Annotated in this window: 13 protein-coding genes; 11 read left to right on the top strand and 2 right to left on the bottom strand. The window is 62.4% G+C overall.

Translation table 11 applies throughout. The features are described from left to right. The first annotated feature begins 6 nt into the window (after positions 1 to 6). From LD110_RS13860 to LD110_RS13825, 9 genes are all read left to right on the top strand, one after another. Positions 7 to 1,377 carry an LLM class flavin-dependent oxidoreductase gene (locus LD110_RS13860; protein WP_225499409.1) on the top strand — a complete coding sequence of 457 codons (1,371 nt, stop codon included), beginning with the start codon at positions 7 to 9 and terminating at the stop codon, positions 1,375 to 1,377. Positions 1,378 to 1,414: 37 nt separating this feature from the next. Continuing rightward, positions 1,415 to 2,737, top strand: coding sequence for an NAD(P)/FAD-dependent oxidoreductase (locus LD110_RS13855; RefSeq protein ID WP_225499408.1), 1,323 nt, complete (start codon positions 1,415 to 1,417; stop codon positions 2,735 to 2,737). An 87-nt stretch (positions 2,738 to 2,824) separates the two neighbouring features. After that, positions 2,825 to 3,400: a flavin reductase family protein gene (locus tag LD110_RS13850; protein ID WP_225499407.1), complete on the top strand. Its 576-nt coding sequence runs from the start codon at positions 2,825 to 2,827 to the stop codon at positions 3,398 to 3,400. Next, complete coding sequence (locus LD110_RS13845; RefSeq protein WP_225499406.1) at positions 3,397 to 3,849, top strand: ester cyclase; 453 nt, start codon at positions 3,397 to 3,399, stop codon at positions 3,847 to 3,849. The genes LD110_RS13850 and LD110_RS13845 overlap by 4 nt, the downstream gene beginning before the upstream one ends. Next, a complete protein-coding gene (locus LD110_RS13840) occupies positions 3,846 to 5,429 on the top strand; it encodes an aldehyde dehydrogenase (NADP(+)) (RefSeq protein ID WP_225499405.1) in 1,584 nt (527 codons plus the stop codon). The genes LD110_RS13845 and LD110_RS13840 overlap by 4 nt, the downstream gene beginning before the upstream one ends. 97 nt (positions 5,430 to 5,526) lie before the next feature. Further along, positions 5,527 to 6,078, top strand: coding sequence for a fumarylacetoacetate hydrolase family protein (locus tag LD110_RS24075; protein WP_374200342.1), 552 nt, complete (start codon positions 5,527 to 5,529; stop codon positions 6,076 to 6,078). Then, positions 5,970 to 6,380: a fumarylacetoacetate hydrolase family protein gene (locus tag LD110_RS23690; protein ID WP_308012441.1), complete on the top strand. Its 411-nt coding sequence runs from the start codon at positions 5,970 to 5,972 to the stop codon at positions 6,378 to 6,380. The genes LD110_RS24075 and LD110_RS23690 overlap by 109 nt, the downstream gene beginning before the upstream one ends. Before the next feature lie 347 nt (positions 6,381 to 6,727). After that, positions 6,728 to 7,087, top strand: coding sequence for a bifunctional 3-phenylpropionate/cinnamic acid dioxygenase ferredoxin subunit (locus tag LD110_RS13830; RefSeq protein ID WP_225499404.1), 360 nt, complete (start codon positions 6,728 to 6,730; stop codon positions 7,085 to 7,087). An 80-nt stretch (positions 7,088 to 7,167) separates the two neighbouring features. Next, the gene (locus LD110_RS13825; protein WP_225499403.1) at positions 7,168 to 9,675 is read left to right on the top strand and encodes an FAD-dependent oxidoreductase; all 2,508 of its coding nucleotides are present in this window, start codon (positions 7,168 to 7,170) and stop codon (positions 9,673 to 9,675) included. A gap of 281 nt (positions 9,676 to 9,956) precedes the next feature. Here LD110_RS13825 and LD110_RS23920 read toward each other — a convergent pair whose 3' ends face one another. After that, positions 9,957 to 10,607, bottom strand: coding sequence for a GntR family transcriptional regulator (locus LD110_RS23920; protein ID WP_225499402.1), 651 nt, complete (start codon positions 10,605 to 10,607; stop codon positions 9,957 to 9,959). A gap of 462 nt (positions 10,608 to 11,069) precedes the next feature. On the opposite strand from LD110_RS23920, the gene LD110_RS13815 reads away from it, so the two are divergent. Both LD110_RS13815 and LD110_RS13810 read left to right on the top strand, forming a co-directional pair. Beyond that, positions 11,070 to 12,563 (top strand): MFS transporter, encoded by a 1,494-nt coding sequence (locus LD110_RS13815; protein WP_225499401.1) that lies wholly within the window; start codon positions 11,070 to 11,072, stop codon positions 12,561 to 12,563. Positions 12,564 to 12,576: 13 nt separating this feature from the next. Further along, positions 12,577 to 13,782: an amidohydrolase family protein gene (locus LD110_RS13810; protein ID WP_225499400.1), complete on the top strand. Its 1,206-nt coding sequence runs from the start codon at positions 12,577 to 12,579 to the stop codon at positions 13,780 to 13,782. Between the two features lie 29 nt (positions 13,783 to 13,811). On the opposite strand, the gene LD110_RS13805 is transcribed toward LD110_RS13810, so the two are convergent. Next, a complete protein-coding gene (locus LD110_RS13805) occupies positions 13,812 to 14,672 on the bottom strand; it encodes a LysR family transcriptional regulator (RefSeq protein WP_308012440.1) in 861 nt (286 codons plus the stop codon). Positions 14,673 to 14,698: the final 26 nt, after the last annotated feature.

Here is a 14,698-nt window from a genome sequence, read left to right as displayed (position 1 = left end):
TTGCGTTTGACGTTTTTTGCTCCCGCCCATCTGACCTCCGGATCCTGGCGCGCCGAAGGCGATCAAGGCCACCGTTATACCGATCTGCAGTACTGGACGGGCGTTGCCCAGATGCTTGAGAAGGCCGGATTCGACGGCATCTTCTTTGCCGACAACCTCGGTTATCACGATGTGTTCCGTGGAAACGGGGACGCTGCGCTTCGCGATGCAGCACAATTTCCCATCAATGACCCGACGGTGCTTATCAGTGGCATGGCCGCAGTAACCAAGCACCTCACGTTCGGCGTCACTTGCTCGGCAACCTATGAGCCGCCCTATCTCCTGGCCCGCAAGTTCACTACCCTGGACCACCTCACCTCGGGCCGCGTGGGCTGGAACATCGTGACCTCCTACTCAGAGGCCGCCGCGAGGAACCTCGGCAAGCAGCAGCAGCTGACTCCCGAGGAGCGCTACGACCTGGCCGACGAATACATGGACGTGGTTTACAAGCTCTGGGAGGGCTCCTTCGAAGAGGACGCTGTTGTCCGCGACACTGAATCGGCCACCTACGTGGACCCCAACAAGGTTCACCCGATCAACCACGCCGGCACACACTTCAGCGTGCCGGGCTTCCACCTCTGCGAGCCTTCCCCGCAGCGCACTCCGGTGCTGTTCCAGGCAGGGTCGTCCTCGAGGGGCATGGCCTTCGGCGGCAAGCACGCCGAGGCGGTGTTCATCCAAAGCACCTCCGTGGAGGGCGCCAAGCGTACGGGTGCCAAGCTCCGCCAGGCGGTGACCGAAGCTGGCCGCGACCCCCAGGACGTTAGGATCGTCATCCTTCTTACTGTCGTCGTCGCGCCTACCGACGAAGAAGCCCAAGCCAAGTACCAAAAGGCTGTGGAGACGGCACCCATCGATGGCATCCTGGCACGCTTCAGTGGCTGGACCGGCATTGATATGTCCGAGTACGAACTCGATATCCCCCTGCGGTCCGTCGGAACGAAGGCGGGCCAGTCCATGGTGGACATGTTCTCCAAGGCCGACCCGGACCGGGACTGGACGCCGCGGCAGATCGCGGAATTCCTTGCCGTCGGTGGCACCGGTTCCTCGATCGTCGGCTCGCCAGAGACCGTCGCATCCGAACTGCGCCGCTGGCGCGACGAGGCCGACGTCGACGGCGTCAACCTCAGCTACATCACCAAGCCCGGAGGCTGGGAAGACTTCATTGAACTTGCCCTGCCGGAACTGCGCGCCCAGGGCCTCGTGGCCCAGGCGCCCACAGAGGACCAGGAACCGGTGACGCTGCGCGAAAAGCTCTTCCCGGGCCACAAATACGCCTTGGAAGCCCACCCCGCCGCACAATACCGGGCTCGGCGCCTCAGCGGTGCCAGCCGCTAAGCGCCGTCACAACAGAAACATCAACGGAGAAACTTCAATGACTGAACAGACCGACGTAGTCGTCATCGGTGCCGGTCTTGCCGGCCTGGTCACCGCCCGTGAGCTGAGCAACCGCGGCCACCACGTGGTTGTCCTGGAAGCCCGCGATCGTCTTGGTGGCCGCTTGTGGACCGATCGCCGCCTGGGCCAGAACTTGGAAATCGGCGGCAACTGGCTGCACTGGACCCAGCCCCACGTCTGGGCCGAAGTGACGCGCTACGGCCTCGAAGTTTCCCGTGGCCCGCGCTCGGAGGAAACGTTCTGGCTGGCTGGCAACCAAGTGCGCCGCGGCACGCTGGAGGACTTCATGGAACTCATCGATCCTGGCATGACCCGGCTGCTGGAAGACACCATGAAGTGGCTGCCCCGACCAGACGCACCCTTGACGGTTGAGAACCTGGCCGAGGTGGACCAGTACAACCTGCAGGAAATTCTGGACAAGCTGGACCTCTCCGAGGATGAGCGCAACGCCAACGAAGCAGCTTGGGTGGGCCACTTCAACGCTCCCCTGGACCAGTGCGCCTACGTCAACGCACTGCGCTGGACCGCCGGATCCTCCGGCCACTGGCACCTGATGCATGAGGCTTCGGCGATCTTCCGCTTGAAGAACGGCAATGACACGCTGGTGAAGGCGATCGCCGAGGATGCCGACGCCGACATCCGCTTGGGCGTTCCGGTCACCGCGGTGCGCCATGACTCGGATAGTGCCACAGTCACCTTCGGCGATGGCCGGGAAATCCAGGCCAAGAAAGTAGTCATCACGCTCCCGCAGAACGTGCTGCACAAGCTGGACGTCCAGCCGGCCCTGTCCGAGGGCAAGCTTGCCGCCAGCCGGGAAAGGACTGCGTCCCAGGGCGTCAAGGCCTGGATCCGGGTCGGTCGTCGGGGAGCACGTGGCCCCATCAAGCCGTTCTTCGCCTACTCCGCCCAGGACAAGCCGCTGTCCGTGATCCGCACCGAGTTCATCGGAGAGGACGACGCCGTCCTGGTCGGTTTTGGTGCCGACTCGACCCGGATCGACGTGACGGACATGGAACAGGTCCAGGAAGCCATCAAAGTGTGGCGCGACGACCTCGAAGTCCTGGAGGTGGCTGGGCACCACTGGATGTCCGATCCCTACGCCGAGGAGACCTGGCAGATCCAGCGTCCCGGCCAGCTCACCAAGTACCACGCCGCACAGCAGGCCAGCGAAGGCGCACTCCATTTCGCCAGCAGCGACATCGCCAACATCTGGGCCGGCTTCTTCGACGGCGCCATCGAAAGCGGCCTCCGCGCCGGCCGCAACGTCTCGGCGGAGCTTAAGGGAAATGACGTCCGGTGAGGGAACACCCCTCATCTTCCACGGCGGGCGCTTTGGAAGCTTCCGCGAAACTGCCTAACCCAACCACCCTGATCGAGGATCACTGACATGGATATCACCTCTTCCGCCACTCCAGTGGCCGAGATTACTCCCGCCTATTACCGCCAGATCCTGGGTAAGCTGCCCACTGGCGTCACGGCCATCACCGGTGTCAACGACGACGACGAGAAACTCGGACTGATCGTCGGCACCTTCCAGTCACTGTCACTGGAGCCGCCGCTGGTGATGTTCTGCGTCGACAAGTCGTCCTCCACCTGGCCGAAACTGCGCAAGCTCCAGAACTTCACTGCGAACATCCTCGCCGACGACCAGCTCAACGTCTGCCGGTCACTATCCCGCAAGGGACCCCGGAAATTCGACGACCTGCCCTACAGCACCGGCCCTCTGGGAACCCCGCATCTGGACGGAGCCATCGCCTACATCGACTGCGTCGTCACCGCGGAAGTTGTTGTGGGCGACCACTACATGGTGGTCGGCGCCGTGACGAACATGGAAGAAGGAACCGGCGACGCCCTGCTCTTCAGGGGCGGCAAGTTCGGCCAGTACCAGCCCATCGAGGTGCCGGCACCGGAGGCAGCGGCGCAGGCGGCCCCGGAACCCGTATCAGCAAGGAACGCATCATGAGCCGTCGCGACACCATTCTCACTGCGTGGAACAACGCGTGGGGCGAGGGGGACCTGGGAGCGTTCGAGCAGCTGATTGCTCCTGGTTACGTCCGCCGCTCAAAATCGGGCAGCGAAGACTACTCGAGCCTGCGGAAGACCATCGAAGCCATGCACGCGGCGTTCCCGGATTCCACAACGGACATCCTTCACATTGTTGAGGATGGTGAAACCGCCGCCATCCACTGGCAAACAAAGGGAACCCATCAGGGAACTTTTATGGACGTGCCGGCCACCGGCCGACGCGTCACCGTCACAGGGGCCTCCTTCCTGAGGTTCGACGGCGGCAAACTCGTCGAGGAATGGGGTCGTCTGGGATCCACGTGCACTTCTTTCAGCACTGGGGATCTGGCATCTGGGCAACGGCAACGGCTAAACAGAACTTCAACCGCCCAGGAGGCGCCACAATGACTCTCAATGGACACTCCCTCATCGCCGGGAAAACCACTGTTGGAACCACCGGCAATACCTACGGGATCAACCCCGCCACCAACCAACAGCTGGAACCGGCCTACAGCCTGATCAGCGACGAGCAACTCAAGACGGCCACGGACGCCGCCGACGACGCTTTCGAATCCTTCAGCAGCCTGGCACCCGAACAACACGCACGGTTTTTGGAAGTCATTGCGGACAACATCGATGCCATCGGTGACGAGCTCATCGAGCGAGCCTCCACGGAAACCGGCCTCGGCACGGAACGGCTCCGCGGAGAGCGTACCCGCACCACGGGGCAGCTGCGCCTCTTCGCCGACGTCGTCCGGCAGGGAGACTTCCGCGGCGTCCGCATTGATCCCGCCCAAGCTGACCGCAAGCCCCTCCCCCGGGCGGACATCAGGCAACGCCAGATTCCGCTGGGCCCCGTGGCCGTCTTCGGTGCCAGCAACTTCCCGCTTGCCTTCTCCGTGGCGGGCGGCGACACAGCCTCTGCTTTCGCGGCGGGTTGCCCCGTGATCGTCAAAGCCCACGACGCCCACCCCGGGACCGCCGAACTGGTCGGCCAGGCCATCGTCAAGGCTGTCACGGACCTCGGCCTTCACCCCGGTGTCTTCTCCCTTGTCTATGGCTCGGGCGCAAGTATCGGCCAGGAGCTCGTTGCCGACCCGGCCATCAAGGCTGTGGGCTTCACCGGATCACGGGCGGGAGGCACCGCACTGATGCGCACCGCTGCTGCACGGCCGGAACCCATCCCGGTCTACGCCGAAATGTCTTCCATCAACCCTGTGTACGTTTTCCCGGGTGCGCTCGGCGGCGACGTTGAAGCACTTGCCCACCAGTACATCGCGTCCGTTACTGGCAGCTCCGGCCAGCTGTGCACCTCACCCGGACTAGTCTTTGTTCCCGTAGGCGAGGCAGGCGACCGATTCACTGCCGCCGTCACGGACGCGGTTACCGCTCTTTCCGGACAGACCATGCTCAGCGGCGGGATCGCCTCTGCCTGGGAGCACGGCTACAACACCCTCGAGGCGGTGGCGGACGTGGACCTGATCGGACGCGGGAAGAGCGGTCCCACCGAGAATTCGCCCGCCCCCGCTGTCTTTGAGGCGGATCTGGACGTGTTCATATCCAACCGGGTCCTGCACGAGGAAATTTTCGGTGCAGCCAGCCTGGTGGTTCGCTACAAGGCGGCTGAGGACCTGGTTGAGGCCACCCGCCTGCTGGACGGGCAGTTGACGGCATCTTTGCACGTGACCGAGGATGACTACGCTGTGGCGTCGCCACTCATTCCGGCCCTGGAACGGAAAGTGGGCAGGATCATCGTGAACGGGTGGCCTACCGGCGTGGAAGTTGGCAACGCCATGGTTCACGGCGGCCCCTACCCGGCAACCTCCGACTCGAAGACAACCTCCGTGGGCACCTTGGCCATCTACCGGTTCCTTCGCCCCGTCGCCTACCAAAACTTCCCCGAACAATTGCGCCCAGCTCCCCTGCAGGACGCAAACCCTTGGAACGTCAACCGGCTTGTTGACGGCAACCCCCAACGGCACCGCTAGGCCAATTGCGAGGTGTGTGGCCGGCCCCTATCAGGGGCCAGCCACACACCTCGCACTAACTCCCTGTTTTCGAGGCTGTTCAAGAAAAGGACCACGCATGCGCCTGGCCAATATTTCCAATCGGCTAATGTTCGTCACCCGTGGAAGCGAACTTATCGATATCTCGCAGGCATCCAGCGGTCGCTTCAGCCCGCGAATTCAGGAATGCTACGAACACTGGGACGAACTCCGGGAATTCATTCAGACGCTACAAGGTGTACGGGGTAAACCCTTGTCCGAGGCGCCCCACGAAGAATTCGGGAACCCGGCACCCCAGCCACGGCAAATCTTTGCCATCGGGCTCAATTACGCAGACCACGCTGCCGAGGCCGGCCTTGCTGTACCTGAAGACCTCACTGTCTTCACGAAATTCGCCACTGCACTCGCCGGGCCATATGGAACCGTTGCCCTCCCACCGGGAACCGTGGACTGGGAGGTTGAACTTGTGGCAATTATCGGTAGTGGCGGCCAGCATATCCCTGTTGAAAGGCGTGGAGCCACGTGGCTGGGCTGTCCGTGGGGCAGGACCTCTCGGAGCGCGCAATGCAGTCTTCAGGTCCGGCCCCGCAATACAGCCTGGCAAAGTCGTTCCCCGGATTCGGGCCAGTAGGTCCTTTACTTGTTACCCCCGATGAATTCGAAGACCCCAACAGCATCGAACTGGGCTGCACCATCAATGGTGAAGAAGTCCAAAAGGGCAACACCTCACACATGGTCTTTCCGGTCCCAGAGATTATTGCCCGCCTATCCAAAATCACGCCGTTACTTCCGGGGGACGTCGTCTTCACGGGCACGCCGCCCGGAGTGGGAGTGGGACGAAAACCCCAACGATTCCTCGCCCCGGGAGACGAGCTTGTCACGTACGTCCGCGGAATCGGCGAAATGCGCCACCTAATGAAGGCACAAGACTAATACCCGCCGAGCTAACGGCGCTGGAAACCAGGTCAATGCCATTAGCCAGGTGAAGGCCCGAAAGTCCGGCGAGGGAGGCTCCCACGAGCCCCACGCGTCTGCATTGCTGTCACCCATCTTCAATTGCTTCTTACGCAACAGGAAGCGTTATATGCAACAGCGTGATGCTTGCCACGATCAGCGTCAAGGGCAAAAGGCCATCTCAACAAATAGCAACTCCTTGACAACAACTGTGAGCTGGAGCACGCTGTTGCTAATAGCGAACGTTGTTGCGTGTTTTGGAACAGAGAATCGGCTTCAGCGGATGCACTGCACCATACGAGATTGAACGAAAAAGAGGGTCCATCATGCACAAGGCCTGCCCACTCAGTGAGCTCGCTCCCGGCGACGCCATTCGGTTGGACACCGCCCCGCCCATCGCCGTTTTCCACACCGAGGAAGGCGAGCTCTTTGCCCTCGACGACACGTGCACCCACCAGGATGCTTCCCTGGCGGACGGCTATGTGGAGGACTGCTGGGTCGAGTGCCCGCTGCACGCATCCAAGTTCAATCTGCATACCGGTTCCGTGGACGCACCCCCGGCCAAACTTCCGGTCCGCGTCCACGAAGTCAAGGTCATTGACGGTGACATCGTGGTCATCGAATCCAGTGAAGCCCCCAACCTTCCTCCCGGCTTGACTGTCAACGGCCACGTGTCCGGCGCCTAAGACACCGCCATACGCGCTGAAGCGAGGTCCACCCAGCGCGACCCGTCCTTAACGCCAATCCCCAGGAGAGAACACCACACATGAGCGCATCACCACGCGTCGTCATCATCGGAGCCGGCATCGTCGGCACCAACCTCGCCGACGAACTCGTCAGCCGCGGCTGGACCGATATCACTGTGATTGAACAGGGCCCGCTCCATCTTGCGGGTGGTTCGACGTCGCACGCGCCCGGGCTGGTGTTCCAGACGAATCCGTCCAAGACCATGACGGAATTCGCCAGCTACACCGTGAACAAGCTGCTCTCCCTCAGCGAAGACGGAGTCTCCTGCTTCAAGCAACTCGGTGGCCTGGAGCTGGCCACTACCGAGGAACGCCTCCAAGACCTCAAGCGCAAGCTGGGATATGCAGCCTCCTGGGGCGTCGAAGCCCGCGTGATCGACCCGGACGAGTGCGAGAAGCACTACCCGCTGCTGAACATGGGCACCCTCGCCAACGGAAACCGGATCCTGGGCGGCCTGCATGTCCCCAGCGACGGCTTGGCCTCCGCAGCCCGCGCCGTCCAACTGCTGATCAGCCGCACAAGCGAGGCGGGAGTGGCGTACCTGGGCTCCACCACCGTCACGGGCATCACTCACTGGGCGGGCAGGGTTACCGGGGTGGAGACGTCTGCCGGCATCATCCGGGCAGACATTGTGGTGTCCTGCGCAGGATTCTGGGGACGCGAACTGGGCAAGCTGGCAGGCTTGCAAGTGCCGCTGCTGCCGCTCGCCCACCAATACGCCAAGACTTCCTCCCTCCCAACACTGCACGGCGTCAACGAGATGCCCAACGGCGCACGGCTGCCTATCCTCCGTTACCAGGACCGCGATCTGTACTACCGCGAGCACGGCGACCGAATCGGCATTGGCAGCTACGCCCACCGGCCGATGCCCGTGGACATGGACACGCTCCCGAGGTTCAGTGCCAACCAGATGTCCGAGCACAGCATGCCGTCCCGGCTGGACTTTACGGCCTCGGACTTCCTCCCATCGTGGCAGGACAGCCAGGACCTGCTCCCGGCACTGCGCGGTGCCCACGTGGAGGACGGCTTCAACGGCATCTTCTCCTTCACCCCCGACGGCGGCCCGCTGGTGGGCGAGGCTCCCGACCTTTCCGGACTGTTCGTAGCGGAAGCCGTTTGGGTCACCCACTCGGCGGGCGTAGCCAAAGCTGTGGCCGAGCTGCTGGTCGACGGCCAGCCGCACACTGACCTGCACGGTTGCGAGCTCACGCGTTTCGAGAAGGTCCAAACCACCGACGAGTACGTCAGCGAGACGTCACAGCAGAACTTCGTGGAGATCTACGACGTCCTGCATCCCTTGCAGCCCAAGGAATCGCCGCGGGATGTCCGCGTCAGCCCGTTCCACGTACGCCAGAAGGAACTCGGCGCCTTCTTCCTGGAGTCCGCCGCCTGGGAACGCCCGCACTGGTTCGAAGCAAACCGCGGTCTGCTGGCCGAACTGCCGGCAGAGTGGCAGGCGCCGGAACGTGATTCGTGGTCCGCGATGTTCCACTCCCCCATCTCCGCCGCCGAAGCCTGGAAGACGCGTACCGCCGTCGCGCTTTATGACATGACGCCGCTCAAGCGGCTCCAGGTCAGCGGCCCCGGCGCGCTATCCCTCCTACAGCGCCTCAGCACCGGCAACATCGCCAAGAAAGCTGGCGCGGTGACGTACTGCCTTCTGCTGGCACCCGACGGCGGCATCCGCAGCGACGTTACCGTCGCCCGCCTCGCGGAGGAATCGTTCCAGCTGGGAGTGAACAGCAACGTCGATTTCGACTACCTGCGTGTTGAGGCCAGGAAGCAGTCGACGGCGAACCCGTCCCAATGGGTGCACGTGGCCGACATTACGGGCAGCACGTGCTGCATCGGCTTGTGGGGGCCGCTTGCCCGGGAGGTGATTGCCAAGGTCAGCGCGGACGACCTCAGCAACGACGGCCTTCGCTACTTCCGCGCCAAGGAGGTCAGCGTGGGCGGTATCCCCGTCACCGCAATGCGGCTCTCCTATGTGGGCGAGCTCGGCTGGGAGCTCTACACCACGGCGGAGTATGGCCTCAAGCTGTGGGACCTTCTCTTCGAGGCCGGGCAGGAGCACGGCATCATCGCCGCTGGCCGCGGCGCCTTCAACAGCCTGCGGCTTGAGAAGGGCTACCGGCTGTGGGGCACCGACATGACCTCCGAGCACCACCCTTACCAGGCCGGGCTTGGCTTCGCCGTTGCGAAGGACAAGACGGGCTTCATCGGGGCCGAGGCTTTGGCCACCCGAAAAGAAGAGGTGACGGATAAGGTACTGCGCTGCCTGACCGTCGACGACGGGACCTCCATGGTGCTTGGAAAGGAACCCGTGTACGCGAACGGCCAAGCGTCGGGCTACGTCACCAGCGCCGCCTACGGCTATTCCATCCGCAAGCCGATCGCGTACGCATGGCTGCCGGCAGACGTGGCTGAAGGCGATCCCGTGGAGATCGAGTACTTCGGCGAGCGCATCCCGGCCACGGTCACGGCTGAGCCGCTGTTCGACCCCGGGATGCTGCGGTTGCGGGGTTAGTTCCCGGACTCCACAGCGAGCCCCTGACCCTTTTCAACATCACGACGACGGCGACAGGCTCCTTTGGGGGCGTGTCGCCGTCGTCCGCGGTTAAAGCGGTCAGGGCACGAGGGAGCTGACGCGAAGCGACAGGCGCTTTTGGGGCGTGTCGCCGTCGTCCGCGGTTAACGAGGTCAGGAGAGGAGGGAGCTGACGCGAAGCGATAGGCCCTTTGGGGGCGTGTCGCCGTCGGTCCGCGGTCAAAGCTGACAGGGCAGGAGGGCGCTGACGCCAAGCGATGCCTAGTGCTCGGAGACCTTCCCGACGGCGGTCATCCGGCTGGCGCGGACGTGTTTGCCGGCCAGGTGGGCAGCAATAGTGCCGTCGCCTGAAGCCACGGCTTCATAGAGACGCTCGTGTTCGGCCAACATCGCTTCCAGATCGTCATGCTGGGAAAGAAGCCACCGCATCCTGCTGTCCGTCACTTGGAACAATTCGTCCAGCAAGCGGTTATTGGCCAAGCGGGTCACCGCGCTGTGGAAGTCTGCTGCTGCGTGGCGCGCTTCGATGACATCGCCGTGGTGTGCGGCCTGCCGCTGGCGATCCAATTGCTCCTCCAGCGATCGCAGGCCTTCCTTGTCCGCGGTCTCGGCGGCGAGCCGAAAGGCCAGCGTCTCCAAGGCGTAGCGAACTTCTATCAGCTCATCAATGTCCCGCTCAGTGAATTCGCGGACAATTGCCCAAGAATGCGGTCGGGCAACTGCAAGTCCCTCTGCGGTGATCTTCTTGAGTGCATCACGAACGGGCACCCTGCTGACGCCCATTTCGGCGGCAATTTCCCGTTCGACCAGCCTCGAACCGGGGGTCCGCTCGCCATCGATGATCTGGCGGCGCAACTCACGGGCAATCCGGTCTGCCTCCGGCTCAAAGGGAGCAGCTGACTCCTCGCTCACAGTGCCTCCATTTCACGCGGCCTCGGGGCGGCTTCTCGGGCGGCCTGCATGTTCCACACCCAAAATCCGCCCCGACTTATCGATGGTTACTGCAAGCTTAATGGCCTCATACCGCCTGCTGCCCCAGCCGCCGCCTTTGCGGACGCGGGTATTACGCCGGGATGCCTGCCACTTAGGCGCGAGACCCTGTCGCCATAAGCCAGGGCTTAATTTTCGTATACCAAAAATCGAAAGATTTAGGGGTTTACAGAGAGCAAACTCCGGTTCTAAGCTGTTTGGTATACAAAACATGTTGTGGAAGTCACAACCACACCGCTTGACACAGCTCCTAGCCGGCTGACACCTCGTCTCAGGCCAGGCGGCAAGGAATCTAACCAAGATTTGCCATCCCAACACCTATTGCTTTCGCCTCTTCGACGCACTTTTCCTAGTTCGTCCCTCCCCGAAGTGGAGATTTAGATAATGCATCGCACCACCGAACAAAGCGTCATCTCCCGCATGGAGAACATGCCCATTTCCAAACCGCACTACAAGCTTGCCTTGATAGGTGGCCTGGGCCTGCTCTTCGACGGCATGGACGGCTCGCTGGTTTCCTACATCCTTCCGGTGATCACACCACTCTGGAAGCTGCAAGGCGCCCAGACCGGGTTGATCGGAAGTTCCCTGCTGATCGGCATCATGATCGGTGCCCTGGTAGCTGGCGTGGCCGGTGACCGCATTGGGCGCCGGAAGGTCATGATGTACTCCCTGGCCCTCTATGCCCTGGCGACGGTTGCCGCGGCTACGTCCCAAAACTGGGAGATGTTCTTTGTCTGCCGGGTCATCGCAGGTATCGGCATCGGCGCCGAAGCTGCCATCATCCCCACATTCATTGCGGAATTCATCCCTGCATCAAAGCGCGGCCTCTTTGTCGGTTCCGTGGCAGGCTTCTTCTCCCTGGGCTATGTATCGGCCGCACTCCTGGGAACGTTCGTGGTCGCGGGACACCCCGAAGGCTGGCGGTTCGGCCAACTTGTCACCGCCATGCCCATCCTGCTTCTCCTCTGGTGGCGGCGCACCCTGCCCGAATCACCGCGCTGGTTGATGAGCCGCGGGCAACTCCAAGACGCTGAAGACGTAGTCACGAGCCTGGAGCAAGGCCAGCTCAAGCCGGTTTCGGGAAGGCGCATTGTTGGCGCTGGCGAGGTTGGCGCTGGCGAGCAAACCGCAACAGCACGTCAGGAAAAGCCCAAGTTGTTCCAGTTCGTCCAGCTCTTCAAAGAAGGGCACGCGCGAACAACTGCTGTCCTGTGGCTTCTCTGGATCTCCGTCACTTTTGCCTTCTACGGCTTCTTTGTCTGGATTCCTTCCCTGCTGGTGGCAAACGGGATGACCATGACCAAGAGCTTCACCTACACATTGATCATCACTATCGCCCAAATTCCGGGTTACTACAGCGCGGCATACCTCAACGAGCGCGTCGGACGTAAATTCACCATTTCCTTCTATCTGGCGGGCGGCGCCGCCTCTGCATTCCTGCTGTCGAATGCCCAGGACAACACCCAGGTATTGATCTTCGGCTGCATGCTCTCCTTCTTTATGAATGGTTGCTACGCAGGCCTCTACGCCTACACGCCTGAGCTCTACGGAACAAAGCTTCGGGCAACCGGCATGGGCACTGCATCCGCAGTGGGTCGCATCGGCGGCATTAGCGCCCCGATCATCATCGGAGCAAGCTACACACAGCTGGGCTTCGGCGGGGTCTTCGCCATGGTGACGTCGGTGTTGCTCGCTGCAGCGTTGGGCGTCCTGATCTTCGGCATCAGCACCAAGGGCCGCACGTTGGAGGACATCAACAAGGACCAGGCGATGGCATCAGCTGGGGGCGGGAATCCTGAGGCAATAGCGCAGACGGACGCAACGCCACCATCTCAGTCTCCGTCAAAACCAACGACCCAGAAATACGCAGACCGATAACGGAGTTTCCTCAATGACCTTCACGCAAGAGCAGAATTCGCCGATCGCCGTTCGCAACGCCGCCGTCCTGGACGTGAGGCAAGGTGAACTCCTTTTGGGGCAAACCGTGGTGGTTCAGGGGAGCCGCATTGCGGCCGTGGCAGATGACAGCTCAATTCCAAGCAGCGCGCAGGTTATTGATGCCCAGGGAATGACGTTGATGCCGGGCCTCATCGATTCCCATTCGCACCCCATGCAGGTCTCCGGCAATTTCAACGACCTCCTGGAATGGTCTCCGTACTACGTGGGTGCCCGGGCATCGGTGGTCCTTCGGGACATGCTGCACCGGGGATTCACCACGGTACGGGACATGGGTGGAGCTGACGCAGGCATCGCGAGGGCCATCGAAGAAGGACTTGTCGAAGGGCCCCGGCTCAAGTTCGGCGGCCCCATTTTCGCTCCGACCGGTGGCCATGCGCTCACCAAAGTAGTTGACGGGGAGGTGGAATTGCGTCGCGGAATTCGCAAGGAATTCCGCGACGGCGCGGACCACATCAAGCTGACTGTGAGCGGCGGCGTGATTTCCAAAATGCGAATGGAGTCCCTGGGTTTTACGGAAGCCGAATTGAGGGCAGCCGTGGAAGAAGCGGACATGGCCCACCGCTACATCGCGGCCCACGCTTACACAGCCGAAGCGGTGAATCGGGCCCTGAATTGCGGGATCCGGTCCATTGAGCACGGCAATTTCCTGGACGATGAAAGCATTCGCCTATTCTTGGCGAAGGATGCTTTTTACGTCCCCACCCTGGTCACATTCTGGTACCTCACACAGGAACCACAGTTGAGCGCACTTCCGGAAGACAAGCGGGCCAAACTTTCCGGAGTCCTCGAGGCAGGACTCGATTCCCTGATCCGGGCCAGCAAGGCCGGGGTCAAGATCGCCTACGGCACCGACTTGCACGGCAAGGGCCATGAGTACCAGCTCATGGAATTCGTGCTTCGTGCCAAGGTCCAGGAGCCCATTGACGTGATCCGCTCTGCAACCCTGATGGGTGCCGAACTCGTCAACATGCCTGGCCAAATCGGCGAAATAGCTCCCGGCGCTTTCGCCGACCTGATCCTGGTCAGTGGAAATCCGCTTGACGACATCAGCGTCCTCGCCAAGCCGGAAGAACACTTGAAGTTGGTCATGGCCAACGGTCGGATTGCAAGGAACCGCCTAGCAGTTGACCCCCTGTGACATGATCACGAAAAAGCTGGCGGGCTGGATTATTCCAGCCCGCCGTACAGCTTTTTAAGCAGGCCAAGCAGCAGGGCTCCGGATGCGGGGAACTCGCCCTTTCGCCACGCCGCACTTACCGGAATCGCCGGCGCGTCACGAACCGGCCGGTACACCACGCCCTGCCGCCGATATTGGTGAGTGGTCGATTCTGCGGTGACTCCGCGGGCCCTTCCGCTGCCGATGACGGTCAGCCAATCGTCGATGTCATGGATCTCAATGATCTTCGCCGGGGGACCGCCCTCCGGCCAGAGCTCCACGGTGGCACTGCCCGTCCGGGAGTCGATAGCCACGGCTCCGCCGGCGATCTGCGCAAGGGTGACCGTCCGCCGTCGAGCCAGTACGTCATCCGAGGCCATGGCGCAGAAGCGTCGTTCAACACCCACCTGCTCGTATGCCAAGGCGCCGGACTGCGGCACCCTCCGCAGGATTGCCATGTCGCTGGCACCTTCCTGGAGTCCCGCCGTCGGGGTATTGCTTTTCACCAGGAGGAGTTCCGTGTCCGTGGATTCCTGTTCCCATCGGTGCTGCAGCTCGGCGGTGTGGCCGCCCAAGGCCGACCACGCATAACCGAGGCGAATCGTGCCCGCCCCTTCGCGCGCCGCCTTTTCCAGATCCCCGACGGCGGCAATCGCCCGCCGCGCGTAAGCGATGGCCCGCTCCCCTGCCGGCGTCAGCGACACACTGCGGGTAGTGCGATGGATCAGTCGAACGCCAAGCGTGGCCTCAAGGCCCGCCACGCTTCGGGAGACCGCGGCCTGCGAGAGCCCCAGGTCAATTGCGGCATCCGTGAACGTGCCGGCTTCCGCCACGGCAACGAAGGAGCGCAACTGCCGCAATTCGATACTCACGATGCGATTCTATTCATGCGTTTCTT

It is taken from the genome of Arthrobacter sp. M4, assembly GCF_020251205.1.
Taxonomy (GTDB): Bacteria; Actinomycetota; Actinomycetes; order Actinomycetales; family Micrococcaceae; genus Arthrobacter.
The sequence above is the reverse complement of the archived record's forward strand: the minus strand, read 5'-3'. Positions and strand labels throughout refer to the sequence as shown.